The 26,062-nt window shown below is 72.0% G+C and carries 20 protein-coding genes; 5 read left to right on the forward strand and 15 right to left on the reverse strand.

What is annotated here, in order from left to right; genetic code table 11:
- Positions 1–77: 77 nt before the first annotated feature.
- The 8 genes from ITJ68_RS05500 to aroA all read right to left on the reverse strand — a co-directional run bounded on the left by ITJ68_RS05500 (position 78) and on the right by aroA (position 11,502).
- On the reverse strand, positions 78–623 hold the full coding sequence (locus ITJ68_RS05500; RefSeq protein WP_228504819.1) for an NUDIX hydrolase: 546 nt from the start codon (positions 621–623) through the stop codon (positions 78–80).
- Positions 624–664: 41 nt separating this feature from the next.
- Complete coding sequence (locus tag ITJ68_RS05505) at positions 665–1,372, reverse strand: M50 family metallopeptidase (protein WP_194660310.1); 708 nt, start codon at positions 1,370–1,372, stop codon at positions 665–667.
- Positions 1,373–1,506: 134 nt separating this feature from the next.
- Complete coding sequence (gene glmS / locus ITJ68_RS05510; RefSeq protein WP_194660311.1) at positions 1,507–3,288, reverse strand: glutamine--fructose-6-phosphate transaminase (isomerizing); 1,782 nt, start codon at positions 3,286–3,288, stop codon at positions 1,507–1,509.
- A gap of 413 nt (positions 3,289–3,701) precedes the next feature.
- The gene (locus ITJ68_RS05515; protein WP_194660312.1) at positions 3,702–6,410 is read right to left on the reverse strand and encodes a helix-turn-helix transcriptional regulator; all 2,709 of its coding nucleotides are present in this window, start codon (positions 6,408–6,410) and stop codon (positions 3,702–3,704) included.
- 463 nt (positions 6,411–6,873) lie between these two features.
- Positions 6,874–7,656 (reverse strand): inositol monophosphatase family protein, encoded by a 783-nt coding sequence (locus ITJ68_RS05520; protein WP_194660313.1) that lies wholly within the window; start codon positions 7,654–7,656, stop codon positions 6,874–6,876.
- 18 nt (positions 7,657–7,674) lie between these two features.
- Entirely contained in the window at positions 7,675–8,781 is a 1,107-nt protein-coding gene (locus tag ITJ68_RS05525) for a hypothetical protein (RefSeq protein WP_194660314.1), read from the reverse strand.
- 235 nt (positions 8,782–9,016) lie between these two features.
- Positions 9,017–10,072, reverse strand: a complete 1,056-nt coding sequence (gene rsgA / locus ITJ68_RS05530) for a ribosome small subunit-dependent GTPase A (RefSeq protein ID WP_194660315.1) — start codon at positions 10,070–10,072, stop codon at positions 9,017–9,019.
- Complete coding sequence (gene aroA / locus ITJ68_RS05535; protein WP_194660316.1) at positions 10,069–11,502, reverse strand: 3-phosphoshikimate 1-carboxyvinyltransferase; 1,434 nt, start codon at positions 11,500–11,502, stop codon at positions 10,069–10,071. Before aroA ends, rsgA begins: the two co-directional genes overlap by 4 nt.
- Positions 11,503–11,613: 111 nt before the next feature.
- Here aroA and ITJ68_RS05540 point away from each other — a divergent pair, with 111 nt between their 5' ends.
- Complete coding sequence (locus ITJ68_RS05540) at positions 11,614–12,369, forward strand: sigma-70 family RNA polymerase sigma factor (protein WP_194660317.1); 756 nt, start codon at positions 11,614–11,616, stop codon at positions 12,367–12,369.
- Entirely contained in the window at positions 12,366–12,608 is a 243-nt protein-coding gene (locus tag ITJ68_RS05545; RefSeq protein WP_194660318.1) for an alpha-ketoglutarate decarboxylase, read from the forward strand. The genes ITJ68_RS05540 and ITJ68_RS05545 overlap by 4 nt, the downstream gene beginning before the upstream one ends.
- Positions 12,609–12,624: 16 nt before the next feature.
- On the opposite strand, the gene ITJ68_RS05550 is transcribed toward ITJ68_RS05545, so the two are convergent.
- The gene (locus tag ITJ68_RS05550; RefSeq protein WP_194660319.1) at positions 12,625–14,043 is read right to left on the reverse strand and encodes a LamG-like jellyroll fold domain-containing protein; all 1,419 of its coding nucleotides are present in this window, start codon (positions 14,041–14,043) and stop codon (positions 12,625–12,627) included.
- A gap of 60 nt (positions 14,044–14,103) precedes the next feature.
- On the reverse strand, positions 14,104–14,688 hold the full coding sequence (locus ITJ68_RS05555; RefSeq protein WP_194660320.1) for a hypothetical protein: 585 nt from the start codon (positions 14,686–14,688) through the stop codon (positions 14,104–14,106).
- 115 nt (positions 14,689–14,803) lie between these two features.
- Here ITJ68_RS05555 and ITJ68_RS05560 point away from each other — a divergent pair, with 115 nt between their 5' ends.
- Positions 14,804–15,244 carry a GNAT family N-acetyltransferase gene (locus ITJ68_RS05560; protein ID WP_194660321.1) on the forward strand — a complete coding sequence of 147 codons (441 nt, stop codon included), beginning with the start codon at positions 14,804–14,806 and terminating at the stop codon, positions 15,242–15,244.
- Positions 15,245–15,372: 128 nt separating this feature from the next.
- Here the strand turns inward: ITJ68_RS05560 and ITJ68_RS05565 are convergent, their stop codons facing one another.
- On the reverse strand, positions 15,373–19,113 hold the full coding sequence (locus tag ITJ68_RS05565; RefSeq protein ID WP_194660322.1) for a multifunctional oxoglutarate decarboxylase/oxoglutarate dehydrogenase thiamine pyrophosphate-binding subunit/dihydrolipoyllysine-residue succinyltransferase subunit: 3,741 nt from the start codon (positions 19,111–19,113) through the stop codon (positions 15,373–15,375).
- A gap of 144 nt (positions 19,114–19,257) precedes the next feature.
- Between ITJ68_RS05565 and ITJ68_RS05570 the strand changes: the two genes are divergently transcribed.
- The gene (locus ITJ68_RS05570) at positions 19,258–20,697 is read left to right on the forward strand and encodes a GuaB1 family IMP dehydrogenase-related protein (RefSeq protein WP_194660323.1); all 1,440 of its coding nucleotides are present in this window, start codon (positions 19,258–19,260) and stop codon (positions 20,695–20,697) included.
- Between the two features lie 169 nt (positions 20,698–20,866).
- Here the strand turns inward: ITJ68_RS05570 and ITJ68_RS05575 are convergent, their stop codons facing one another.
- From ITJ68_RS05575 to ITJ68_RS05590, 4 genes are all read right to left on the reverse strand, one after another.
- Positions 20,867–21,907: a hemolysin family protein gene (locus ITJ68_RS05575; RefSeq protein ID WP_194660324.1), complete on the reverse strand. Its 1,041-nt coding sequence runs from the start codon at positions 21,905–21,907 to the stop codon at positions 20,867–20,869.
- Positions 21,904–23,280, reverse strand: coding sequence for a hemolysin family protein (locus tag ITJ68_RS05580; RefSeq protein WP_228504821.1), 1,377 nt, complete (start codon positions 23,278–23,280; stop codon positions 21,904–21,906). The genes ITJ68_RS05575 and ITJ68_RS05580 overlap by 4 nt, the downstream gene beginning before the upstream one ends.
- A gap of 169 nt (positions 23,281–23,449) precedes the next feature.
- Positions 23,450–24,532: an NADH:flavin oxidoreductase/NADH oxidase gene (locus tag ITJ68_RS05585; protein WP_194660325.1), complete on the reverse strand. Its 1,083-nt coding sequence runs from the start codon at positions 24,530–24,532 to the stop codon at positions 23,450–23,452.
- Positions 24,529–25,167, reverse strand: coding sequence for an HAD family hydrolase (locus ITJ68_RS05590; protein ID WP_194660326.1), 639 nt, complete (start codon positions 25,165–25,167; stop codon positions 24,529–24,531). Before ITJ68_RS05590 ends, ITJ68_RS05585 begins: the two co-directional genes overlap by 4 nt.
- A gap of 24 nt (positions 25,168–25,191) precedes the next feature.
- Here ITJ68_RS05590 and ITJ68_RS05595 point away from each other — a divergent pair, with 24 nt between their 5' ends.
- Complete coding sequence (locus tag ITJ68_RS05595) at positions 25,192–26,037, forward strand: ADP-dependent NAD(P)H-hydrate dehydratase (RefSeq protein ID WP_194660327.1); 846 nt, start codon at positions 25,192–25,194, stop codon at positions 26,035–26,037.
- Positions 26,038–26,062 lie beyond the last annotated feature (25 nt).

Below are 26,062 nucleotides of genomic sequence, written 5' to 3' on the forward strand. Positions count from 1 at the left end.
CCGTCACGTCCCGGGACGAAGCGGTGCTTCCGCCGGTCAGGACCTGGCCGTGTCAGGAAGGAAGGCAGGACGCGGCTTCAGATGCGAGCGCGGAACGCCACGAGGACACCGGCGAGGCGGTCGGCGAAGCCCGGGGGCAGCGACGCGGGCAGGGCGTCGACGGGGAACCAGCCGACGTCGTCGCTCTCGTCGCTCACGCTCGTGGCGACGTCGGGCCGGGCGATCGCGACGAAGCCGACGTCCCAGTGCGCGGCGCAGGCGAAGCCCCCGTGCAGGTCGTGTCGGTCGAGGTCGACGATCCGCGGCGTCGCCAGGTCGAGGTCGGGGACACCGGACTCCTCGCGGGCCTCGCGACGAGCGGCGTCGGCGAGCGACACGTCACCGTGCTCGAGGTGTCCGCCGAACTGCACCCAGAACCGGCCCTTGCGGTGCAGGCAGAGCAGGACGTGGGACAGGTCGGGCGACAGCACGAAGCAGGACGCGGTGAGGTGCTCGGAGCCACCCTCGCGCCACAGTGCGGCGTCGCCGTGGGACGTGACGAAGGCGGTGAACGCGTCGCGGTCGGCGCCGGGCGGAGCGGTGCGGAGTTCCGTGAGGGCGTCGGGCGCGTGCATGGGGTCCATCGTGGCAGGGTCTGCGCGCTGCTCGCGGACGCACGCCTGCGTCACACCAGGCTGCGGACGCCCGTCGCGACCGTGTCCCACACGGCGAGCAGCGGGTCGCGGGCGAGCCACACCGCGACGCCGTTGACGAGCACGAACAGGACGAACCACACCGCGGCGGGCAGCCGCATCTCGGCGGCGGCGATGTGGAAGTCCGTCTGCACGCGAGCCCCGGTCCCGAGCCACCGGGCGACCTGCACGACCGACCGCAGCCCGTCCACGACGAACAGGGCGCCGACGCCCGCGACGACGAGCACCGTGGCTTCCGACGGCCGGAGCGCCACCCAGAGCGCGAGCGCGTCGAAGCCGACGACGACGAGCAGCCCGAACCAGTTCCGGACGAAGACCAGGGCGACGAGGCCGATGACCCCGAGCACCACGACGGGGAGCCACCTGGACCCGTGCAGCACCCCGGTCACGAGCAGCGTGCCGGCCCAGAGCGGTGCGCTGTAGCCGGCGTACAGGTTGAGCACGCGGACGAGCCACCGGATGCTGCCGGGGACACCGCCGAGCTGGACCCAGGCCTCGCCGGAGCCGTCCGGGCGCAGGTCGATGCGGCGGATCCGTCCGCCGAAGGGCACCACGACGACGCAGTGGCCGACCTCGTGCGCGATCGTCGCGGCGATCCGTGCCACCCGCCCGACGACGGGGACGAACGGGAGCACGGCGCCGACGAGGATCGCGACGGGGACCAGGGAGGCGGAGGACATCGTCCGCCACCCTGGCAGATCGGCCTAGGAGTGCACCGAGGGGAGCAGCACGACGGCGAGCAGCGTCGCGGGGACGGCCACCGAGGTGAGGATGACGAGGAACATCGTCAAGCGGTTCATGCGGGTCTCCCTGGCTATTCGACCGTCACCGACTTGGCGAGGTTCCTCGGCTTGTCGACGTCGCAGCCGAGCTGCAACGCGAGTTCGCGGGCGAGCATCTGGAGGGGCACGACGGCCTCGAGCGGACCCCATGGCCCGGTCTCGCCGAGCGCGGGGATGTCCGAGCCAGGCCCTCCGATGGTGATGACGAAGCCGCCACGGGCACGGACCTCGGAGATCGCGGCCTGCAGGCGGTGCTCACCGTGGTCGATGACGACGACGGGGGTGCCCTCGTCGACCAGGGCCAGCGGTCCGTGCTTCAGCTCGCCGGAGGGGTACGCCTCGGCCCAGCGGTAGCTGAGCTCCTTGAGCTTGAGCGCGCCCTCGGCGGCGTAGGGCAGGCCCACACCCCGACCGAGGAACAGGAAGCCCGTGGCGTCCTTCACGCTCGACACGAGCAGCGGGATGCGGTCGGCGGCGACCTGTCCGGCCGTGGCGAGGCGTGCGGGGAGCTCGCGGAGCGAGGCCACGAGGGTGGCGGCGTGCATCGGCTCGATGCGGCCCGACGCGACGAGGGCGGAGATCATCGCGGCGACGCCGACGACGACCTGGGCGGTGAACGTCTTCGTCGCGGCCACCCCGATCTCCGGTCCGGCGTGGCAGTCCAGCACGGCGCTGGCACGACGGGCGAGCGAGGAGTGCACGTTGTTCGTCAGGGCGAGCACGGGGAAGCGGTCCTCGAACCGGTCGAGGGCCCGCAGCACGTCCGCGGTCTCGCCGGACTGGCTGATCGCGACGACGAGGGTGCCCGGGCTGAGGACGACCTGGTCCGCCTCGCTGGCGACGACGATGTCGGTGGGGACGCCGCCGATGCCGCGCAGCGCGGTGGCGATGACCTGTCCGGCGTTCAGCGAGGTGCCGCAGGCGACGATCGCGAGCCGGTGGAACCCGGGGAGCCCGAGGCCGACCCACATGCTGCCGTCGGCGGCGCGGGAAGCGATGCGCTCGACGATGCCTGCCACGACCTCCGGCTGCTCCTCGATCTCCTTCGCCATGTGGTCCGGGTGGTCGCCGAGGTCGAGCGCGGCGGCCGCGAACGGCGAGGGGGTCGGGAAGGGCACGGCGACCGAGACGCCGTCGGAGGACCAGGACCAGGACTCGCCGAGCTCGACGACGTCCCCGTCGCGGAGCGCCACGAAGGTCTCGCACCACTCGGCGATCGCGCCGATGTCGCTGGCGACGAAGTCCCCGCGGGGGGCGCGGGCGACGACGAGCGGGGAACGCTCGGCGGCGACGACCATGCGGCCGGTGCGGGAGTCGAGGACGACGATGGCCCACGACCCCTCGAGCTGCGCGGCGGCGATCTGCACGGCGAGCATCAGGTCGTGGTCGACCGCCAGGGCACGCTCGACGAGGTGGCTGATGACCTCGGAGTCGACCTCGGACCGGAAGACGTGGCCCTGGGCCTCGAGCATCGTGCGGAGGCGCTCGGCGTTCTCGATGATCCCGTTGTGCACGACGCTGATGCGGCCGGAGCAGTCCTGGTGCGGGTGGGCGTTCGCCTCGCACACGCCGCCGTGGGTGGCCCAGCGCGTGTGGCCGATGCCGGTGCCGGTCAGGGCGTCGCCGGAACGGGCGGCGACGAGCGTGCGGAGGTCACCGACGCGGGAGACGGACCGGATGGTCTCGGTCCCGCCGGAGGCCGTCCGCACCGCGATGCCGGCGGAGTCGTAGCCGCGGTACTCGAGTCGTTCGAGGCCGTCGAGCAGGTACGGGGTTGCGTCGTCGGAGACGCGGGCCGCGATGATGCCGCACATCGTGGATCCCTTCGGGTGGGAGGGGGTGGAGGGAGCGGGTCGGCACCGACCGCCGCTCGGGTCGGCCGCGCGATCGGGGTGTGTCGACCCGGACCGCCGCCCGTCCTCGGATCAGGCGAGGACGGACGACGGCGTCCATGGGTCGACGCTTCGGGTACCGATCGGGGTACCGTGGCCGGCCTCCTGGGGAGGCGCGGCGGTCGGTGCAGTGACAGCATCACCGGCGGGGGAGTCACCGGACAACGTTCGACCACGACTGTTGCGGTTCCCCGCGCGCCAGGTGCGAGAGTGCGGGTCCGGATGCGGAGTCACGCAACCGGTGGACCGAACGGTGCGTCCGCGACCAGCGGACAGACGGGAGGCCCGGTGCCAGCTGGCACCGGGCCTCCCGTGTGTGGACGGTCGGGATCAGGTCACGTGAGCAGCGCGACCAGGTGGGAGCGCGACCGCGCCCCGACCTTGCGGTAGATCTGCGTCAGACGCAGCTCGACCGTGCGCTGGGACATGTACAGCGACGAGGCGATCTCGCGGTTGCGGTACCCCTCCGTCACCTTCTGCACCACGGCACGCTCCTCCGCGGTCAGCGACGTGAGCACCGCCGACGCGTCCGGCGCGCTCCGCGGCGTCCCGGGCGTGCCCGGGGTGGTCGCGGAGAGGAGCACACCGGAGCGCACCGCACCGGAGAACGGACCGGAGCCGACGACGCCACCGAGGGTGGGCATCGCGACCGTCGGGGCCGGCGTCACGAGCGGACGTCGGAGACCCGCGGCCTCGTACGCAGCCGCAGCCGCAGCACCCAGGCGGGCGCGGTCGGCGGGGGTGCCGACCGCGGCGAGGGCCGCGAACGTGCGGGCACGCTCGAACTGCGAGTCCGCTGGCTGGAAGACCTCGAGGGCACGTCGCTTGGACGCGTCCTTGGTCCCCTCGTCGGCGATGAGCGCGACGCTCCGTGCCAGCACCAGGGCGCCCCAGCGGGACGGCCGGGCGTGGTGGTCGGCGGCGAGGCGCGCGGTGATGTTCCGCGCGTCGTCGATCCGGTCGAGCCGGGCGTAGGCCTCGACCAGGTCCCCGAGGTGCCGGAGCACCGCCGGGTTGCGCAGCGAGCGACCGATGGCGTCGGCGGCCTCGAGGGAGGACGCCGCCTCCTCGAGCCGGCCGTCGAGCAGCAGCACACGGCCGCGCAGGGCGTACAGCTTCGCCGTCGCACCCCACAGCCGGCTCGTCGTGCGCTGGCGCAGGCAGTGGTCGATGACGTCGAGCGCGTCGGCCGAGCGGCCCTCCGCGAAGTGCCGCCAGGCGATGGCGATCGCCCGGGACGGCTCGCGGAGTCGTTCGACGACCGCGGAGCCGGACTCCCACACGTCGATCGCGCGGAGCGCCTGCCGGAAGTTCCCGGAGCGCACCTCGTTCTCGGCGGACAGGTACCGCGCCGCCTCGAGCCACACCGGAGCGGTGTCGTTGGCACGGGCGAGCACGAGGGCGAACACGCGTCGGGCGCTGCGGTAGCGCTCGGCGAGGCTCAGTGCGTGCGAGAGCAGCAGCAGTGCCGGGTCGGACATCGCGAGCAGCTTCTGGGCCGCGAGGCCCTCGTGCAGCTCGGCGTCCGGCGGCAGGGTGCCGTCGACGGCGGCCACGAGCTGTCGCGCCGTGGCGAGGATCTCCGCGGTGTGCTGGGAGGCACGGTCCTCGAAGAGCTCGGCACGGTGCAGCAGGTCCCGGGCCTGGTCGAGCTCCCACGCCTCGGCGCGGAAGGACGCGACCATCGCCAGCAGGCCGGCGAGGGCGTCGGACTCCTCGGCGTCGTCCGAGCGGACGGGCACCATCAGCTCGTCCGCATGGACCGCGTCGCCGCTGAGGTACTGCACCGAGTACTGCAGGCGGAGACGGCGGACCTCGTCGCGGAGTTCCGCGAACGGCTTGATCGCCGCGAGGTACCGCGCCGCGTAGCTGAGCAGCCGGTGTCCGAGGAGGACCTCGGTGACGGACAGCAGTGCGGCGTGCTCGACCTCCGAGCCCGTCCCGACGTGCAGGGCACGTTCGGTCAGGGCGACGGCGGCGTGCGAGTCGCTCTCGGCCGCGTACGACTTCGCGGCGGTCAGCAGTGCGACGGCGTCGGGCGTGTGCTCGACGAAGCTGCTGTGCCAAACGGCCGACCGGTCGTCGTGCGCCGCGGCGTCCGCTGCCAGCTCGGTGTGCGCCTCGCGGCGGTCCTTCGCGGGCATGCTCCAGTACAGCGCGGAGCGGACGAGCGGGTCACGGACGGCGATGGACTGCCCGCGGAGCGTGGCCAGGCCGGCGCCGACGAGGTCGTCGACGGCGTCCCGGTCCCAGCCGGCGAGCCGAGCCGTGGGCACGAGTGCCAACCGCGCCAGGACGTCCAGATCGCGTCCTGCAGCGGCTTCGAGCACGAGTGCCGCGGCTGCGGCGGTCGTCGGGGTGGGGCGGAGCGGGAGCACGAGCGGCTCGGTGCCGACGAGCTGTTCACGGCGGAGTGCGCCGATCTGCTCGCGGAGGGCGCCGGGGTTGCCGCCGGTCTCGTGGGCGAGGACGGCGAGGACGCCGTCGTTCGCTTCTTCCGGGGCCATCTCACGGGCCAGCACCAGTGCCTCGTCCTGCGCCAGCGGTTCGAGCCGCAGCGTGGGGAGGGACGTGAGCGGACCGTTCGACGGCACACGGCGGACGGTCGCCACGAGGCGGAGTGCCGTGCCGGCGAGCCGTCCCGCGAGGAACGCGATGAGCTCCTGGCTCTCGGCGTCCATGCGGTCCAGGTCGTCGATGAGCACGAGCGTCGGCGGGAGCGTCAGCGCGTGCACGGCATCCAGGAAGTCGTGTGCTGCGGCCAGGCCCTCGTCGACGTTCCGGACCAGGCGCGCGATGTGCGCCGAGGCTCTGGGGTCGTCGAGGGCGGTGAACAGGGAGGTCACTCCCGACATGGGCCAACGGGCTTCGCTTCCGTTGACGCCCAGTCGGACGACGGGGATGGAGACACGGTGCGAGACCGCGTCGAGGACGCTGCTGCGTCCGGAGCCAGGGTCGCCGACCACGACCATCGCAGACTCCCGGGGGAGGACTGCGAGGGCTGCGATCCGGTCGACCTCAGTACGTCGACCGGTGAGTTCCATCAGGACTCACCGGCCTCCGGTACCAGAGGCGGACCAGCGGTCAGAGCGCACGGAGGCGGACCGAGCCAGGACGGGGGTGGTGACCCCGACGGAGCTCAGACGTGTGGCGGCCATCAGGGTGGCGCCGGGCAGATCGTGGTTGGCATGCGGTCGAGTGAGGGTGCACTCGATCTCGCTCGGGAACGATGAATTCATCGTCTTCTCACCCTTCGGGTTGGGTATCTGACGAACACGACGGGCTGCTGTCTGCTCCGGGACTAGGGATCCCGAGGCGTCGAACTGCCTGCCGTCTGTCCACGAACCTATCTCAGTCATCCGACGTGACAGCCGATGCGCGCAGTCCGATGTGACGAACGATCACCCCAGTACGGGGGGTGCGGCCCCCCTCGTGGGGGGCACGTGGAGCGTTCCAGGGGTCAGAACGGGGGACAGGTCTGTCCCCCTGGCGGCGGACCAGTTCGGCTCAGCGGCGGATGATCTCGACCACGGCGTCGTGCACCAGGCCGTTCGTGGCGAGCGCGCTGCCGTGCCAGGGGCCGGGATCGCCGTCGAGCGAGGTGAACCGCCCGCCCGCCTCTTCGACGATGGGCACGAGCGCCGCCATGTCCCACGGCTTGAGGTCCGGTTCGCCGGCGACGTCGAGGATGCCCTCGGCGACCATCATGTACGACCACATGTCGCCGTAGGCCCGTGTCCGCCACACCGCGCGGGACAGGGTGACGAGGGACTCGAGGCGGTCGTCCTCGTCCCACTGCTGGATGCTGTTGTAGCTGAGGCTGGCGTCTGCGAGGTCTGCGACGCCCGAGACGTGCAGGGGGCCGTCGAACGCGTGCGCACCGAGCCCCTCGGCTGCCCACCAGCGCTTGCCGAGGGCCGGGGCGCTGACCACGCCGAGGACCGGTCGGCCGTCGACGGCGAGCGCGATGAGGGTGGCCCAGACCGGGACGCCGCGGAGGTAGTTCGCTGTGCCGTCGATCGGGTCGACCACCCACTGGCGGTGTCCCTCGCTGAGGGCGTCGGCACCGGTGTCCGCGGTGGTCTCCTCGCCGAGGAAGGCGTCGTCGGGGCGCTCGGCGGCGATCCGCTCGCGCAGTGCCCGTTCGACCGCCTGGTCGGCGTCGGTGACGTGGGTGCTGTCGGCCTTCTTCGACACGTGCAGGTCGGCGGCCTGGAAGCGCTCGAGGCTGATCGCGTCCGCGGTGTCCGCGAGGGAACGGGCGAAGTCGAGGTCGGCGCTGAGGTCCACGGGACGAGCGTAGTGGGGCTAGGCCGCGACGACCTCTTCCTCCTCGAGCCGGCTGACCTCGCGCTCGCGGGCGATGCGGCTGCGTCGGGCGACGAGACCGTGCACGACGACGCAGAGCAGCACGGCCGCGGCGAGCCAGAGCGCCAGCACCAGGCTGCTCCGACCGAGGGACGCACCGGGGAAGTACTGCAGGTCCTGCGCGGCCTGCAACCAGGCGGCGCCGCTCCAGAACGTGTTGAGCGCGGCGAAGAACCCGGGCTGGAACGCCGGCTGGAAGATCCCGCCGGAGGACGTGAAGTTGAGCATCACGAACAACATCGTCAGCACCGGGGTCGTCCACCGCCCGAGCAGCGGGTGCAGCCCGATCCCCAGGCCGATGATGACCGCGTCGTACATCCACGCGAACAGGAACACCTGCCACGTGTGGGTCGTGACGACGCCGTAGACCGGACCGGCGACGACGGTGCCGATGCCCGCGACCACCCCGGCGGTGGCGAGCCCGACCACCGCCGTCCACACTGCACCGAGCCGCGTGGCGAAGGCCGCGACCGCGATGGCCGAGGCGTACCCGCCGACGCTCAGCGCCACGAGCAGGAAGAACAGGCCCTGCCCGGTGGTGTCCTGGTCACCGGTCGGCACGACGTCGACCACGCGGAGGGGGAGGTGCTGGTCGTACGCGATCGGCAGGAACACCTTCTGCGCCGCGGTGGCGGTCGTCTCGGACGCGGCGGTGCTCACGTACAGGGTGGCACCCGTCGTGGTCGCGGCGTACACGGCCGCGAGGTCGCGGTCGCGCACCTGGCGCTCGGCGCTCGTCGTCGTGGGCACGACGTGGGCCACGAGGGCGCCGTCCGACTGGTCGGTGACCGTCTGCGCGAACACCTGCGTGGTGGGACCCTGCCCGACGATGCCGACGGGGAGGTCTCGCGGTGACGGGGCGTGGAAGGCCCCCAGGTAGGCCAGGCCCATGCCCGCTGCGAGGAACAGCGGCACCAGGATGTGCGTCGCGAAGGTCAGCAGCGTCCGGGCGAGGCCGGCGGGGCGCAGCACCCCCGGCGCGCGGTGGGGAGGCCGGGGTGCGGCATGGAGGCTCTTCGCGTAGTTGTACTTTGCAACTTCAGACACGTGTGCCGATGCTACGCCCGCTGCGGCCCGTTGTCGACGGGGGCAGTGCCCTGCGCCGGGGCAGCGTCGCGCTGAGCGGTCACGACACCCCGCCGGCGCGACGCCGAGTGGCCACGAGTCGTCGGCGCCGGCACGGCCGGACGACGGTTCGTGGCCGCTCGGCGGACGTGAGCGTGGTGTCGTGACCGGTCACGGGGGAGCGAGGCGCACGGTCAGCCTCGGCGCCCGGCGCCCGCTAGTCGGAACCGGGGTCGTGCGCGCCCATGCCCGTCAGCAGCGCACGGAAGGAGTCGAGCCGCTCGATCCCCGTCGGCCCGAGCTCCCCGGCGGCGACCCGGTCGACGATCTCCCAGTCGTGGGCCTGCGGCAGCGGGATGTCGTCCCGCGGGGGCAGCACCGGGATCGCGTGGGAGGCGAAGGCCCGGAAGACGTTCTCGGGCTGCACGTGCCCGAGGCCGAACGACCGCACACCCGGCGTGTCGATGATCCAGCCGCCGTCGTGCACGCGCAGCGCGACCGAGGAGGACGACGTGTGCCGCCCGCGCCCGGTGACGGAGTTCACGACGCCGATCGCCCGCGTGGACCCGGTCAGGGCGTTCACGAGCGTGGACTTGCCGACGCCGGAGTGCCCCACGGTCACGGTGACCTTGCCGTCGAGCAGCTCGTGCAGGTCCTCGAGCGGGAAGTCGTCGGCACGGCTCGTCACGATCCGCAGGTCCAGGCACGCGAAGTGCGCCAGGAACGCCGTCGGGTCGGCGAGGTCGGTCTTCGTGATGCACAGGATCGGGTCGAGGCCCGCGTCGAACGCCGCCACGAGGTACCGGTCGATGAGCCGGGTGCGGGGCTCGGGGTCCGCCGCCGCGACGACGATGAGCATCTGGTCGGCGTTCGCCACGATGACGCGCTCGACCTCGTCCGAGTCGTCGGCACTGCGGCGCAGCAGCGTCGTCCGCTCGGCGACCCGCACGATGCGTGCCAGGGAGCCCTCGTCGCCGGAGACGTCCCCGGTGAGCGACACGTGGTCACCGGTGACGACGGACTTGCGCCCGAGTTCGCGGGCCTTCGTCGCCGTGATGACGTGTTCGCCGTCCTCGTCGGTCACGAGCACCCCGAACCGTCCGCGGTCGACGTTCGTCACCCAGCCGCTCGGCGCGTCCTCGTACGCGGGCCGCGTCTTCGTTCTCGGCCGGTTGCCCTTCGGGTTCGGGCGCACCCGCACGCTCGACTCGTCGTACTGGCCGTACGGCTCGTCCTCGTCGCCGTCCGACCCGGCGTCGTCCCACCAGCTCATCGGGACACCTCCGGCGACGACGACGACGGCGACGATGACGACGGCGACGACGGCGACGCCGACGCCGACGCCGACGCCGACGCCGACGCCACCAGTTCAGCCCACAGCTCCGGGAACTGCGGCAGCGTCTTCGCCGTCGTCCCGATGTCGTCCACCGCGATGCCCGGCGTCACCAGCCCGACGATCGCGCCGGCGGTCGCCATCCGGTGGTCCTCGTACGCGGCCCAGCCACCGCCGTGGAGCCGCGCCGGTTCGATCCGCAGGCCGTCGTCGAGTTCGTGCACGGAGCCTCCCGTCCGGTTCACGTCCGCAGCCAGCGCCGCCAGGCGGTCCGTCTCGTGCCCCCGCAGGTGGCCGATCCCGGTGATGGTCGTCGGTCCGGCGGCCAGCGCCGCCAGCGCGACGAGTGCCGGTGCCAGCTCGCCGCCGCGGCTCAGGTCCAGGTCGAGACCCGGGACGGAGGCTCCTCCGCGAATCCCGACGCCGCCACCGAACACCAGGTCGTCACCGTCACGGTCCACGGTCGCGCCCCACAGGGGCAGGAGCGTCTCGAGGTCCGCGCCGACCTGCGTCGTCGCGGTGGGCCAGGTGCGGATGCGGACGGTCCCGCCCGCGACCAGTGCGGCCACGGCGAAGGGCGCGGCGTTCGACAGGTCGGGTTCGATGGTGACGTCGACCGCGGCGATCGGCCCCGGGTGCACGACCCATTCACCCACCGCCGGTTCGTCGACGCGGACCCCGCGGGCACGGAGCGCGGCGACGGTCATCTCGATGTGGGGGAGGCTCGGCAGGCGCTCGCCGTCGTGGCGGAGGTGCAGGCCCTCGTCGAAGCGGGGCGCCGAGAGCAGCAGGCCGGAGACGAACTGGGACGAGGCCGAGGCGTCGATCGACAGCGGACCGCCGCGCACCGACCCGGTGCCGGTGAACGCGAAGGGCAGCGAGCCGTCGCCGTCGTCGGTGACGTCCACGCCGAGCTGCACCAGGGCGTCGATGACGGGGCGCATCGGGCGGCGGCGGGCGGCCTCGTCACCGTCGAAGACGACCGGGCCGACGGCGAGGGCGGCGACCGGGGGCAGGAAGCGCATCACGGTGCCGGCGAGCCCGCAGTCGACGCGGACGTCCCCGGTCATCGGCGCCGGCGTGACCCGGAGGTCGGGGCCGTAGGGGTTCGTGCCCGGCAGTTCCTCGATCCCCACGCCGAGCGCGCGGAGCCCCTCGACCATCAGGGCGGAGTCGCGCGAGTGCAGCGGCAGGTGGATCGTGGACGGGCCGTCGGCCAGGGCCGCGAGGACGAGCTCACGGTTCGTCAGCGACTTCGACCCGGGCAGCGAGACGTCACCGTGCAGGGGTCCGCTCGCGACGGGCGCGACCCACGGGGCCTGACCCGCTCCGCTGGGGGTCTGGCTCTGGGAATGCGTCGTGTCTGCCATCGGTTCACAAGACTACTGAAACGATGTGGAGGACCCGTGGCGACAGCACTCGCACCCACGCGGACGCGCCTGCCCGACGTGTCGACGACGCTCGCCCTAGACTGGCGGGCGATGACGACCGACGAGCCGCAGGCGACACCGAACGACCTGGTCGAGGAGACCGAGGCCCAGCTCGACGCTGTGGAGGACGAAGCCGAGGTCGTCGACGCGAAGACCGTGTCGAGCCCCGAACTGCGTCGCCTCTTCGAGGACCAGGCGCTCCCGTTCATGGACCAGCTGTACGGCGCTGCGATGCGCATGACCCGGAACCCGGCCGACGCGTCGGACCTGGTGCAGGAGACCTTCGTCAAGGCGTTCGCCGCGTTCCGCCAGTTCAAGCAGGGCACGAACCTGAAGGCCTGGCTCTACCGGATACTGACGAACACGTTCATCAACACATACCGCAAGAACCAGCGGAACCCGTACCAGGGCACCATCGACGAGCTCGAGGACTGGCAGCTCGGCGGCGCGGAGAGCGTCACCCAGTCGGTCTCCGCCCGGTCCGCCGAGGCAGACGCGATCGACCACCTGCCGTCCTCCGCGGTGAAGGACGCCCTGCAGGCCATCCCCGAGGACTTCCGGATGGCCGTCTACTTCGCTGACGTCGAGGGCTTCTCCTACCAGGAGATCGCCGACATCATGAAGACCCCCGTGGGGACGGTCATGAGCCGCCTCCACCGTGGACGCCGACTCCTCCGGGGGCTGCTGGCGGACCATGCCCGTGAGACCGGTGTCGTTCCGGATGCAGCGTCGACGGCGACGATGCGCGGACGAGGCCGAGGAACTGCTGCGGCGTCGAGCCGCACGAACCGAGAGGGTGAGCGATGAGCGGCTGCGACTGCTCCAAGGCCAAGGCGGAGCTCGAGGAGTTCCTGCACGACGAGCTGCGGCACGAGGACGCCGCGGACATCCGCGAGCACATGGACGACTGCGTGGACTGCCAGACCGAGCACCGTGTCGGCGTGGTCCTGATGGAGACCGTCAAGCGTGCTTGCCGGGAGACCGCGCCGGAGCAGCTCCGGTCCGAGATCCTGACGCGCATCCGTGAGGAGCAGTCGACGCACTGACGTCCAGCGGGTTCGCTCAGCGGCCGGCTGCGTACTCGGCGGCCACCGTCGCCGGGTCGAGCACCCGGTCGTGGACACGGACGGTGTCGACGTCTCCGAGGAACGCCCAGGCACCGCTCCCAGCCCACCCGCTGAGCGACTGGCGCCCGACGCGCCAGAACCCGTCGTACTGGCGCAGGCTCCTGGCGTCTGTGCGGCTGCCCTGACGCTCGCCGTCGAGGTACAGCACCATCGACCCCGGCGTGAAGGTCGCGACGGCGTGGTGCCACTGCCCGTCGTCCACCCGGGTCGGTGTGGCGACCATGAACTTGAACTGCGACCCCGACTCCTCGGTCCCGAAGCGCAGTCGTCCGTCGGTGTCGACGAACAGGTGTCGGTCCCGGTAGGTCGAGGACGGGTTCTGGTCGGACCCGAACCCGAACACCCGCCCCCCGGCGACGTCGGTGCGGAACCAGGCCGAGATCGTGAACACGTTCGGGGCGGCGATCGCCGTGTCCGTGACCACGTAGCCCTCGGCGCCGTCGGCCGTGAGGTGGACGGACGGGTTCGCCGCGCAGTCCCCGTCGATCCGCGACGCACCGGGGTTGGCGAAGAAGCCGCCCGCACCGTGACCGCTGACGTCGGCGACCCGCGTGCCGTTCTTCTCCGCGAAGTCCCACGCGAGGACCGCGTCGGCCGGGTCGTGGTGGAAGCACCCGAACTCGCTCGAGCCGAGCGCGGCCCTGGTCGACGTGACGCCCGAGAACGTCGCGCCGGAGAACGCCGTGCTGAGGCCGATCAGCACCACCAGGGTGCCCGCGACGAGGGGGACCGCCGCGGAACCGGTCGTGGCTCCCACTGCACCGGGACGCAGGTGCGGCGTGTGGAGGTCCCAGCGCGGGGCACCGCACCGCCGGCAGGGGTCACCCGCGAGGACCGGCCGGTCGAGCCGCGCGAGCAGCAGCAGGGCCGCCGTCGCCGACGCGGCTGCGAGCAGGTGCGTCCAGGCGCCCTCCTGCACCCAGACGCGCGGCAGTCCGACGCCCGGGAACCGCAGGACACCGATGCCGAGCACCGCGTCGGGTGCCACCGCCGTCCGGTCGACGGCCGGGTTGGCGTCGCCGCGGAGTCGGAGCGACCCGTCCGGTTCGACGCGGCGCAGTCGGTGCAGCCGGAGCCGGTCGTCGTGGTCGGGGTCCTCGACGAGCAGGACACGGCCCGGTGTGACGGCGTCCGGACCGGTGGGCATCGCCGCGACGACGTCACCCGTCCGGATCGCCGGGGCCATCGAGCCCGAGACCACCGTCGTCACGTGCCAGCCGAGGAAGGCGGGCAGCGTCGACCAGAGCGCGAGGAGGAGGGCCGACCACAGCACGGTCCTCGCCGCGATCGCGAGGAGCAGCCGCGGGACGTCACCGACGCACCGGCGGTGCCAGGTGGTGATGGTGGTCGGCATCGGCTGCTCCTCGTGCTCGGTGTCGGTCGTGGACGGGTCGGTCGTGGACGTGCCGGCGGGTCAGGAGGCCGTCTGGGCTTCCCACACGAACGTCGTGCCGGCGTCGGAGGACTGCGCGGTGTTCGGGGTGTCCGCGTCGAGGTCGTAGACGAACCGGTACGTGGTGCTCGCGGTGCCGACGGCCGGTGCCCAGTCGTCGAGTCCCTCGCCGAAGGAGTCGAGCGCCATCAGCCCGGCGAGGGTGCCGTCGTGCACCGTGGACGCCGCGGTGAACGAGCCGCAGTCCCCGGGGGTGCCGAGTGACCCGCGCTCCACCGTCATGTTCAGATACTCCGCGAGGGTGTCCTCGTCCGCCTGGGCAGCGGTGTAGAGCTTCACGGTCGTCGGGTTCGTGGTGTTCGCGGTCACCGTGATGCAGTTGGAGCCGCTGGAACCGGGGACGAGGTCCGCGACGTCGAACAGGGCCGAGTCCTGGTCGTCGTCGGTCAGGGTGACGGCGCCCGTCCGCCAGCTGTTGCCGGCGTTCTCGGTGTCGGCGGAGAACGCGGCGTACGACGCGGTGGCGATGAGTGCGCCGCTGGCGACGACGGCGAGGGGGAGCGCGATCCAGGCGGCGGTGCGGCCGTGGCGGGAGGTGATGTGCATGGCTGTCCTGTCGGTCGGGTCATCCGGTCGGTGACATACCAGCAGCGTATATGAATATCAGTTGCGATGGAACCCGTGGCGCAACACGATCAGCGGCCCGGGTAGGGTCACGGACATGAGCCTCTCCGTCGAGTCGATCGCCAGCTGGTCCGACCCGGACGTCGACGACGTCACCACCCTCGTCCGCCTCCTCGGGCACGACGCCGACCCCGTGGGCATGCGGGAGCGCCTCGAGCGGCTCACGCCCGAGGCCGGCCACCGGACGTGGATCGTCCGGGACGACGCCGGCCGGGCCGTCGCCGTCGCGGGAGCGCAGGTCACGTGGGCGTACGCCTCGGACGAGCCGACGGCGCAGCTGCTCCTGCTGGTGGTCGACCCGTCAGCCAGGAGGCTCGGCACGGGTTCGCTGCTCATCGGCACGTTCGAGACGTGGGCCGCCGAGCAGGGTGCTCGACGGCTGTCCGCCGTCAGCGCCGCCGCCACCGACAGCGCGCACCGGTTCTACCAGAAGCGCGGGTACCACGACTCCGGGGTGCGGTACACGCGCATCGTCTGACGCGGATACGCTTCGCGCCCGCGCCCCGCGCCCCGCGCCCCGCGCCCCGCGCTTTGCGCTTCGCGCCCCGGAACGGACAACGCGCCCCGACACATCGGGGCGCGTTGTCCGTTGCGGGGCGCGGTCGGCTAGCCGAGCGCCTTCGTGATGACGTCGGAGGCCTCTTGCGACGAACGCTTCGACGACCCCGTGGCCGGTGCGGCACTGGCCGGACGGGACGCGACCGACAGCGGGCGGCCGTCGAGGTGCGGCGAGAGGTTCATGCACACGAACGGCCAGGCACCCTGGTTCTCGGGCTCTTCCTGTGCCCACACGACCTCGGCGTCCGTGTAGCCCGCCAGCACCTCGAGCAGACGCTCGAGGGGGAGCGGCGCGAGCTGCTCGACCCGGACGAGGGCGACGTCGGTGATGCCACGCTTCTCGGCTTCGGCACGGAGGTCGTGGTGCACCTTGCCCGAGTGCAGCACGACGCGGCGCACGGCACCACGGTCGGTGATCGTGGCGTCGTCGATGACCTCCTCGAAGGTGCCGCTCGTGAACGCGTCCACCGGGCTCGTCGCCTGACGGAGTCGGAGCATCGCCTTCGGGCTGAACACCACGAGCGGCTTCTGCGGGCGCTCCCACGCCTGACGACGCAGCAGGTGGAAGTACGACGCCGGGGTCGACGGGCGTGCCACCACCATGTTGTCCTGGGCGCACAGCTGCAGGTAGCGCTCGATGCGGGCCGACGAGTGGTCGGGTCCCTGGCCCTCGTAGCCGTGCGGCAGCAGGAGCACCAGACCGGAGCGCTGGCCCCACTTCTGCTCAGCCGAGGAGATGAACTCGTCGATGACCGTCTGGGCGCCGTTGGCGAAGTCGCCGAACTGCGCTTCCCAGAGCACGAGGGCGTCCGGTCGTTCCACCGAGTAGCCGTACTCGAACGCCATTGCCGCGTACTCGCTGAGCAGCGTGTCGTAGATGTAGAAGCGGGCCTGGTCCTCGGTCAGGTTCGACAGCGGCAGCCACTCCTGGCCGTTGGCGCGGTCGTGGAACACCGCCTGCCGCTGCACGAAGGTGCCGCGTCGGGCGTCCTGCCCGGCGAGCCGGACGGGCTTGCCCTCGGTCAGCAGCGAGCCGATCGCCATCAGCTCGGCCATCGCCCAGTCGACACCGCCCTTGCGGGTCATCTCGGTGCGCTTCGTGAGCAGGGCCTGCAGCTTCGGGTGGACCTGGAACCCGGCGGGCGGGTTGCCGTGCGCGTCGCCGATGAGCTCGACGAGCTCCTGGGAGATCGCGGTGTCGCGGGCCTCGTGCTCGGAGTCGTCGCGCTGCGCTGCCGGTCGTTCGAGTCCCTGCACGGCGCCGTCGTCGTCGACCTCGATCACGGGGATCGTGCCGGTCTGGGCTTCGTGCGTCTCCGCGAAGGCCCGCTCGAGGCGGTCCTGGAAGTCGCGGTGGGCCTCGTCGTACTCCTCTTGCGTGATGTCGCCGCGACCGACGAGGGCCTCGGTGAACAGCGTGCGGACCGAGCGCTTGGCCTCGATGAGGTTGTACATGAGCGGCTGCGTCATCGAGGGGTCGTCGCCCTCGTTGTGGCCGCGGCGGCGGTAGCAGACGAGGTCGATGACGACGTCGCGGTGGAACTCCTCGCGGTACGCGAACGCCAGGTCGGCGACGCGCGCGACGGACTCGGGGTCGTCGCCGTTCACGTGGAAGATCGGCGCCTGGATCGTCTTGGCGACGTCGGTGGAGTACACCGAGGTGCGCGCCTGGTCCGGCGGCGTGGTGAAGCCGACCTGGTTGTTGATCACCAGGTGCACGGTGCCGCCGGTGCGGTAGCCGCGGAGCTGGGACATCTGCAGGGTCTCGACGACCACGCCCTGGCCCGCCATCGCCGCGTCGCCGTGGACGAGCACGGGGAGCACGCCGTAGACCCCGGCGGGGCCGCGGTCCTGCTTGGCGCGGACGATGCCCTCGAGCACGCCGTCGACGGCCTCGAGGTGGGACGGGTTCGCCGCGATCGTGACGGGGATGGTGGTGCCGTCCGACGCTCGGAAGACGCCCTCGGTGCCGACGTGGTACTTCACGTCACCGGAGCCCTGGCCCTGCACGGAGCCCGGGAGCGTGGTGCCCTCGAACTCACGGAAGATCTGGCCGTAGGTCTTGCCCGCGATGTTCGTCAGGACGTTCAGGCGACCGCGGTGGGCCATGCCGATCGCGACCTCGTCGAGCCCGGCGACCGCCGCGTGCTGGATGAGGGTGTCGAGGAAGGCGATCGTGGACTCGCCGCCCTCGAGCGAGAAGCGCTTCTGGCCGACGTACTTGGTCTGCAGGAAGGTCTCGAAGGCCTCGGCCTCGTTGAGCTTGCCGAGGACGCGGAGCTGCTCCTCCTTCGAGGGCTTGCTGTACGGGACCTCGATGCGGGCCTGGATCCAGCGGCGCTGCTCCGGGTCCTGGATGTGCATGTACTCGATGCCGACCGTGCGGCAGTAGGCGTCCCGGAGCACGCCGAGCACGTCGCGGAGCGGCGCGTTCGTGGTGCCGGCGAGCCCACCGGTGACGAACTCGCGGTCGAGGTCCCAGAACGTCAGCCCGTGGCTCTCGATCTCGAGGTCGGGGTGCGTGCGCTGCCGGTACTCGAGCGGGTCGATGTCGGCCATCAGGTGACCGCGGACCCGGAAGCTGTTGATGAGCTCCTGCACGCGGGCCGTCTTGTTGACGCGGTGCGCCAGGTCGACGTTGATGTCGTTCGCCCACTGGATCGGCTTGTACGGGATCCGGAGCGCGGAGAAGATGCCCTCGTAGAAGCCGTGCTCGCCGATGAGCCGCTCGTGCACCCGCTTGAGGTACTCGCCCGACCCGGCACCCTGGATGACGCGGTGGTCGTAGGTGCTGGTCAGCGTGATGGTCTTGCCGATGCCGAGCTCGACGAGGGTCTTGGCGGCCGAGCCCTGGAACTGCGCCGGGTACTCGAGCGCGCCCGCGCCGATGATCGACCCCTGGCCCTTCGTCAGGCGGGGGACCGAGTGCACGGTGCCGATGCCGCCCGGGTTCGTCAGGGAGATCGTCGTGCCCTGGAAGTCCGCCGGCGTGAGCTTGTTGTCGCGGGCGCGCTTCACCAGGTCCTCGTACGCGGAGAGGAACTGGCCGAACGTCAGCGACTCGGCGCGCTTGATGCTCGGGACGAGGAGGGAGCGGGTGCCGTCCTTCTTCGGGACGTCGATCGCGATGCCGAGGCCCACGTGCGCGGGCTGCACCACGAAGGGCTTGCCGTCGCGGTCCTCGTAGAACACGTTCTGGCTCGGGGTGTCCTTGAGCGCCTGCACCATGGCCCAGCCGATGAGGTGCGTGAACGAGATCTTGCCGCCGCGGGCACGGCGGAGGTGGTTGTTGATGACGATGCGGTTGTCGATCATCAGCTTCGCCGGGATCGTCCGCACGCTGGTCGCGGTGGGGACGGTCAGCGAGGCGTCCATGTTCGACGCCAGGGTCTTCGCCATCCCCCGGAGCGGCGTGGCCACGTCCTCGTGGGTCTCGTCGTGGTCGTCGGTCTGGTCGTTCGCCTCGGCCGGGATCGGCTGCGGGGACGGCTGCTTCGACGTGGTGCGGGCCTGGATCTGCCCGCCCTTGCCCTCGGCGGGGGCCGGCGCGGCAGGAGCCGGCGGTGCCGCTGCGGTCGCCGGCTGCGCTGCGGCAGCGCCGGCGGCGTCACCGGCGGGAGCGGCGGCGCTGCCCTTCCCGCTCTGGTGGTAGCTCTCGAGGACCGGCCACCACGACTTGTCGACCGAGTCCTTGTCGGCGAGGAACTGCTCGTAGAGCTCGTCCACGAGCCACTCGTTCGCGCCGAATTCGCCCGCGGTCTCGTCAGTTCCGGTCAGATGGCTCGACACAGCCGATCGCCCACTCTCCGTCGATTGATGCTCGTGTGTGTCGTGCGACGCAACCCTGCCCCGCACGACGTCCAGCGTAGCCGTTCCCGCTTGACCGTCCGGTGTCAGGTCGAGGCATGTCGTCGGCGCAGTACGGTGGTCGGCATGAGGTTCTACGAGACCCGGCCGACGCACGACCTGACCTACTCCGACGTCTTCCTCGTGCCCAGTCGATCGGGTGTCACGAGCCGGTTCGACGTCGACCTCGCGTCGAACGACGGCACCGGCACCACGATCCCGATCGTCAGCGCGAACATGAACTCGGTCACGGGTCCACGTCTCGCCGCCACCCTCGCCCGACGCGGCGGGCTCGGGGTCCTGCCGCAGGACATGCACCTGCAGGACCTCGACGCCGCGATCCGCTGGGTCAAGGACCAGCCCGTCGACTTCGACACCGCGATCGACATGGGCGCCGACACCACGGTCGCCGAGACCCTCGAACAGCTGCTGCCGGTCGCCGGCCGCGGGGTCGTGGTGCGGGACGGCTCGGGGGAGTACCTCGGCTGCGTCCCCGCCACCCGCCTCGGCACCGCCGGCCCCGACGCCACGCTCCGCGACCTGCTGCACGGCGCCTCGACGGCCGTCGACGCCGACGACGCCGGCTCCTCGCGCCACGTGTACGACGTCCTCACCGCCGCCGACGTCGACTTCGCCCCGGTCATGCGGCACGGGCACGTCGTCGGAACCACCAGCCCGACGAGCGCCATCCGCTCGGACATCTACCGTCCCGCCGTCGACGCCTCCGGCCGGCTCCGGGTCGCCGCCGCGATCGGCATCAACGGCGACGTCGCCGCGAAGGCGAAGGCCCTCGCGAGCGCCGGCGTCGACGTCCTGGTGCTGGACACCGCGCACGGCCACCAGGAGGGCATGCTCCGCGCGCTCCGTGCCGTGTCCGAGCTCCGCCTGGGCATCCCGCTCGTGGCGGGCAACGTCGTCACGGCCGACGCCGTCGCGCACCTCGTCGCCGCGGGCGCCGACATCGTCAAGGTCGGCGTCGGCCCCGGCGCCATGTGCACCACGCGCATGATGACCGCGGTCGGCCGTCCGCAGTTCTCCGCCGTGCTCGAGACCGCCGCTGCCGCCAGGTCCCTCGGCGCCCACGTCTGGGCCGACGGTGGCGTCCGCTACCCGCGCGACGTCGCACTCGCCCTCGCCGCGGGTGCCAGCTCGGTGATGATCGGCTCGTGGTTCGCCGGCACGCTCGAGGCCCCGGGCGTCCTGCGCCGCGATGCGAAGGGCGCCGCGTACAAGGAGAGCTGGGGGATGGCGTCCGCCAAGGCCGTCCGCGAGCGCTTCGAGCGGCTCGACCCGTACGAGCGGGCACGCAAGGCGCTGTTCGCCGAGGGGATCTCGTCCTCGACGATCTACCTCGACCCCGAGCGCCCGAGCGTCGAGGACCTGCTCGACATGATCACGACCGGCGTGCGCAGCTCCGCGACCTACGCGGGTGCGACGAGCCTGGCCGAGTTCTCGGAACGCGCGCTCGTCGGCATCCAGTCCGCCGCCGGCTACGAAGAGGGCAAGCCGCTCCCCGTGAGCTGGTAGCCCCGGCGACGCCGAGACTCGGTCTGGCGGACAGCATGCGCCGTTCGGAAGGCGCGTTCTGTCCGCATGGCCGAGTCTCGGGGTCCGGCCGCGCGGATCGCGACCATCGGACGGACGGGAGGCTCGGTGCCAGCTGGCACCGAGCCTCCCGGCCGTCGTCCTGGTGCGTCTACCGGCGTCGGGTGGCGTCCTCGACGGTGCCCACGAGCTCCTCGAGGATGTCCTCCAGGAACAGCACGCCCGTCGTGCGGCCCTCCGCGTCGAACGCGCGGGCCACGTGGCGGCCGGCGGCGCGCATGGTGGCCAGGGCGTCCTCCAGGTCCATCTCCGTGTACAGCGAGATGAGCTGGCGGATGCGCTTCGGTGGCACCGGGTCGTCGAACTCGTCCGGCCGCAGGTCGATGACGTCCTTGACGTGGACGTAGCCGGTGGGCTCGCCCTCGTCGCCGACGAGCACGTAGCGGGAGAAGCCGCGCTGCGCGACCGCGCGCTCCACGTCACCGGGGGTGGCGACGTCGGGCAGGGTCACGAGCTCGGACATCGGCACCGCGATGTCCTTGACCTTCTTCTCGGTGAACTCGAACGCCATCCGGAGCGTGCCACCGTCGTCGGACAGGGTGCCCTCGCGACGGGACTGCTCGACGATCGTCTGGACCTCCTCCACCGTGTAGGCGCTCACGGCCTCGTCCTTGGGCTCGACCTTGAAGAGCCGGAGCACGGCGTTCGCGACCTCGTTCAGGCCGACGACGACCCAGTGCAGGCCGTGGCCGATGTACCAGAGCGTCGGCACGAGCAGCAGTGCGGCGCGGTCGGGCATCGAGAACGAGATGTTCTTCGGCACCATCTCGCCGAACACCACGTGCAGGAACGACACGAGCAGCAGCGTGAAGACGAACGCCACGATGCCGATGACCTCGACGCTCCACCCGGTCAGGTGCAGCGGGCCCTCGAGCAGGTGGTGGATCGCCGGTTCGGAGACGTTGAGGATGAGCAGCGAGCACACGGTGATTCCGAGCTGCGTGGTCGCGAGCATCCGGGTGGCGTGCTCCATCGCCCACAGGGTCATCTGTGCGGCGCGGGAGCCCTCCTCCGCCCGGGGCTCGATCTGCGAGCGGCGTGCGGAGATCACGGCGAACTCGGCCGCGACGAAGAACGCGTTGCCGCCGAGCAGGACGAACAGCCAGAAGATCCCCCACCAGTCGGAGCTCATCGGGTGGCCTCCTTCTTCGTCTTGGTCGTGCCCTTGCCGGTCGTGGGGACGGTCACGCCGTCCGGCGGGGTGTCCACCGGGGTCGGGGTCCAGCGGATGCGGTCCACCCGGCGGCCGTCCAGGCGTTCGACGCGGAATACGCCGTCCGGCAGCGGGACCTCGTCGCCGACGACGGGCAGACGGCCGAGCGTCGACATGATGAAGCCGCCGACGGTCTCGTAGGGGCCGTCCTCGGGCACCTTGACGCCGGCGCGGTCCTCGAGCTCGTCCGGGCGGAGGAGCCCGGGGAACGTCAGCCAGTTGCGGGACCGGACGACGTCGATGCGGGCGCGGTCGTGTTCGTCGGAGACCTCGCCGACGAGTTCCTCGATCAGGTCCTCGAGCGTGACGACCCCGGCGGTCCCGCCGTACTCGTCGACGACGATGACCATCTGGTAGCCGCGACCGCGGACCTCGGTCAGCAGGGTGTCGCCGGGCATCGTCTCGGGGACCCGCTCGGCGTCGGTCATCAGCGCGCCGACCGGCACCTCGGGGCGTTTCTCCCGGGGGACCGCGACGGCCTGCTTGACGTGCACGAGGCCGACGACGTCGTCCGCGTCCTCCTCGATCACGGGGAAGCGGCTGAAGCCGGTACGGCGGGCGAGGGCGATGACGTCCTCGGCCGACTCGGACACGCGGATCGTGGAGAGCCGCGGGCGCGGGGTCATCACGTCGCTGGCGTCGAGCTCGGAGAAGGACAGCGTGCGCTGCAGGAGCGTCGCGGTGTCCTGTTCGAGCGACCCCTCGGACGCGGACCGCCGGAGCAGCGAGGTGAGCTCCTCGGCGCTGCGCGCACCGGACAGCTCTTCCTGCGGCTCGATGCCCATCGCGCGCAGCACCGCGTTCGCCGTGCCGTTCAGCACGGCGACGGCCGGCTTGAACACGGTGGTGAACGCGATCTGCAGCGGCACGACCAGGCGCGCCGTCTGCAGGGGGAGCGCGAGCGCGAAGTTCTTCGGCACGAGCTCGCCGAGGATCATCGAGAGCAGCGTCGCGATGACGAGCGCCACGATCGACCCCACCGTCTCGACGACGCCCTCGGGGAGGTCCATCGCCAGGAACGGGGCCTCGAGGAGCTTCGCGATCGAGGGCTCGAGCAGGTAGCCGGTGAGCAGCGTGGTCAGCGTGATGCCGAGCTGCGCGCTGGACAGGTGCGTCGAGGTGACCTTGAGCGCGCCGATGACCGGCGCCAGGCCGGCCTCGCCGCGGTCCCGTCGGGCCTCGACGTCGGCGCGGTCGAGGTTCACGAGGGAGAACTCGGACGCCACGAACACACCGGTGCCGAGGGTCAGCAGGATGCCGCCGACCAGCATCAGGACGTCGACGAGGCTCATCGTCGCCACCCCCGGTCGTCACGACGGACGGCGCGTCGGGCGCGCGATGAGTCAGGGCAGCTCACCGAGTGAGCGCCGGATGAGTGATGGGGCGAAGAAGGATTCGGAGGATCGTCCACAGTGAGTGTCATCGTACTGGGCGCTCAGTCGGCGGATGCCGAGAATGCGCTCACTTCGTGACGGATGCTCGGTGGTACTGCTGCGGCTCGTAGTCGATCTGCACGGTGAGCTCGCGAGCGGCCCGCAGCGCGAAGGACGGGTCGCGGAGGAACTCGCGCCCGACCATCACGACGTCGGCCTGCCCGGTCGCCACGATCTGCTCGGCCTGGAACGCCTCGGAGATCATGCCGACCGCGATCGTGCCGATGCCGGCGCCCTGCTTGATGCCGGCGGCGAAGGGCACCTGGTAGCCCGGGCCGACCGGGATCGGGGCCGAGGCCACGTTCCCGCCGGTCGAGACGTCGGCCAGGTCGGCACCGTGCTCGGCGGCCCAGCGTGCGACCTGGACGGTCTCCTCGAGCGTGACGCCGCCCTCGGTCCAGTCGGTGGCGGAGAAGCGGACGACGACCGGGAAGCCCTCACCGACCTCGTTGCGCACGGCGTCGACCACGTCGAGCAGCGCGCGGGCGCGGTTCTCGAGCGACCCTCCGAACTCGTCGGTGCGGTGGTTGCTCAGCGGCGAGAGGAACTGGTGCAGCAGGTACCCGTGGGCGGCGTGCAGCTCGACGAGGTCGAACCCGGCCTCGACCGACCGGCGCGCGGCGGCGGCGAACCCGAGGGCCACGAGGCGGATGTCCTCGGTGGTGAGCTCGCGCGGGACGTCGTAGCCGTCGAACGCGACGGCCGACGGGGCCACCGTGGTCCAGCCGCCCTCGGACGCGGGGACCGTGCCGTGGGTGGTGTCCCAGGGGCGGTACGTCGAGGCCTTGCGGCCGGCGTGCGCGAGCTGGATGCCCGCAGCGGCGCCCTGCGAGTGGATGAAGTCGACGATCGGACGGTACGCGTCACGCTGCTCGTCGTTCCAGAGGCCGAGGTCCTGCGGGGTGATGCGGCCCTCCGGCACGACACCGGTGGCCTCGAGCACGACCGCGCCCGCGCCGCCCTTGGCGAACCCGCCGAGGTGCACGAGGTGCCACGGCGTCGGGACGCCGTCCTGCTGGTCCACCGAGTACTGGCACATCGGCGAGACCCAGATGCGGTTGCGGACCGTCAGGTCGCGGATGGTGATCGGCTCGAACAGGGCGTGCGTCACGCGGTGGCTCCTTCGTCAGGTGCGTCGGCGAGCTGTTGCAGGAAGGTGCGCAGTGCTGCCGGCGAGGTGTAGTGGTGGCCGACCGCCCCGATCGCTTCCGCGCCGGTGGCGTTCTCGGCCCTGTTGTCCACGAACACCATCTGCGCCGGGTCGATTCCCAGTCGGGCACAGGTGTCGCGGTAGATGGACGCGTCGGGCTTCAGCACGTGCTCCTCGGCGCTCACCACGACGGTCTCGAACAGGGAGCCCATCGGGGACCGGCGGTAGGGGTCGCCGAAGTCGAACCCGGCGTTCGACAGCAGTGCCAGGCGCGTGCCGGCGTCGTGCAGCTCCTCGACCAGGTCGAGCACCTCGGGGTCGACCTCGAACCACCCGGTGTAGTCGAGTGCCCAGAGTCGGTGTACCTCGCTGACGGACCACGTGCAGCCCGTGCGCTCGCCGATCGCGCGCCAGTAGTCGAGCACCGAGAGGTCACCGCGGTCCAGGTCGTGCCGGAGCTCCTGGTAGACGGGGAACAGCTCGTCGGCGGTCAGGCCCGTCGCCGCGAGCAGGGCCTGGCGTGCCGCGTGCGGTGTCCGGCTGATCACCTCGCCGTAGTCGAAGACGACGACACGACCAGGCAGGGACAGGCTCATGCGCCCCACCGTAACGTGGGCACGATGAACGACTTCGTGCCCTTCTCCGTGTCCGATGCCGCCGCCTGGGTCACCGCGCCGAGCGGGGAGTCGACGAAGTACCGCCGCGGTGTGCTCGGCGTCGCGACGGGCTCGGACCGCTACCCGGGCGCCGCGGTCATGGGCGTCGACGCGGCCGTGCACACCGGCGTCGGCATGGTCCGGTACGTCGGACCGGACCGCGCCACCGACTTCGTGCTCGCTCGTCGCCCCGAGGTCGTCGCCGGCGTGGGCCGCGTGCAGGCCTGGCTCGTCGGCTCGGGGATCTCCGCACCCTCGCTCGGTTCGCTCGACCCGGCGACCGCGGCTGCGTTCGAGCACGCGTCCGACGACGGCGTCCCGGTGGTCGTCGACGCCGGGGCCATCCCGCTCGTCGACCTCGGGCCGCTCGCGGTGCTGACGCCGCACGCGGGGGAGCTGGCCGCCCTGCTCGACGTCTCCCGCGAGTCCGTCGAGGCCGACCCGCGGGGCTCGGCGCTCCGGGCCGCCGAACGGACCGGGAGCGTCGTGCTCCTCAAGGGCGCGGACACGCATGTGGTCACGCCCGACGGGTCCGTCCGGCTCGTGGCGTCGTCCGCCACGCCGTGGCTCGCGGCCGCCGGCGCCGGGGACGTCCTCGGCGGGGTGCTCGGCGCGCTCGTTGCCAGCCGCGCGGGGAGCAGCGAGGTCGGCCCGTCGGACCTCGCGCACCTGGCCGCAGCCGCCGCGGTGGTGCACGGCACGGCCGCCCGGCGGGCGTCCGGCGGCGGCCCGTTCACGATGACCACGCTCATCGAGGCACTGCCCGGCGTCGTGCGCGACCTCGTCGTGGACGGCGACGCGCGGGCCTGACGCGGTCCGCTCGCTCGTCGAGTGC

The sequence above is a fragment of the Curtobacterium sp. VKM Ac-1395 genome (assembly GCF_015350975.1).
In the GTDB taxonomy this organism is placed as follows: Bacteria; Actinomycetota; Actinomycetes; order Actinomycetales; family Microbacteriaceae; genus Curtobacterium.

Excerpts from the sequence above, each read along its gene's own strand:
- ITJ68_RS05570 (WP_194660323.1), top strand. The coding sequence starts at position 19,258 with ATGAGGTTCTACGAGACCCGGCCGACGCACGACCTGACCTACTCCGAC.
- ITJ68_RS05595 (WP_194660327.1), top strand. The coding sequence starts at position 25,192 with ATGAACGACTTCGTGCCCTTCTCCGTGTCCGATGCCGCCGCCTGGGTC.
- aroA (WP_194660316.1), bottom strand. The coding sequence starts at position 11,502 with ATGGCAGACACGACGCATTCCCAGAGCCAGACCCCCAGCGGAGCGGGT.
- glmS (WP_194660311.1), bottom strand. The coding sequence starts at position 3,288 with ATGTGCGGCATCATCGCGGCCCGCGTCTCCGACGACGCAACCCCGTAC.
- ITJ68_RS05505 (WP_194660310.1), bottom strand. The coding sequence starts at position 1,372 with ATGTCCTCCGCCTCCCTGGTCCCCGTCGCGATCCTCGTCGGCGCCGTG.
- ITJ68_RS05590 (WP_194660326.1), bottom strand. The coding sequence starts at position 25,167 with ATGAGCCTGTCCCTGCCTGGTCGTGTCGTCGTCTTCGACTACGGCGAG.
- ITJ68_RS05550 (WP_194660319.1), bottom strand. The coding sequence starts at position 14,043 with ATGCCGACCACCATCACCACCTGGCACCGCCGGTGCGTCGGTGACGTC.
- ITJ68_RS05500 (WP_228504819.1), bottom strand. The coding sequence starts at position 623 with ATGGACCCCATGCACGCGCCCGACGCCCTCACGGAACTCCGCACCGCT.
- ITJ68_RS05545 (WP_194660318.1), top strand. The coding sequence starts at position 12,366 with ATGAGCGGCTGCGACTGCTCCAAGGCCAAGGCGGAGCTCGAGGAGTTC.
- rsgA (WP_194660315.1), bottom strand. The coding sequence starts at position 10,072 with ATGAGCTGGTGGGACGACGCCGGGTCGGACGGCGACGAGGACGAGCCG.
- ITJ68_RS05575 (WP_194660324.1), bottom strand. The coding sequence starts at position 21,907 with ATGAGCTCCGACTGGTGGGGGATCTTCTGGCTGTTCGTCCTGCTCGGC.
- ITJ68_RS05515 (WP_194660312.1), bottom strand. The coding sequence starts at position 6,410 with ATGGAACTCACCGGTCGACGTACTGAGGTCGACCGGATCGCAGCCCTC.
- ITJ68_RS05555 (WP_194660320.1), bottom strand. The coding sequence starts at position 14,688 with ATGCACATCACCTCCCGCCACGGCCGCACCGCCGCCTGGATCGCGCTC.
- ITJ68_RS05560 (WP_194660321.1), top strand. The coding sequence starts at position 14,804 with ATGAGCCTCTCCGTCGAGTCGATCGCCAGCTGGTCCGACCCGGACGTC.
- ITJ68_RS05540 (WP_194660317.1), top strand. The coding sequence starts at position 11,614 with ATGACGACCGACGAGCCGCAGGCGACACCGAACGACCTGGTCGAGGAG.
- ITJ68_RS05580 (WP_228504821.1), bottom strand. The coding sequence starts at position 23,280 with ATGAGCCTCGTCGACGTCCTGATGCTGGTCGGCGGCATCCTGCTGACC.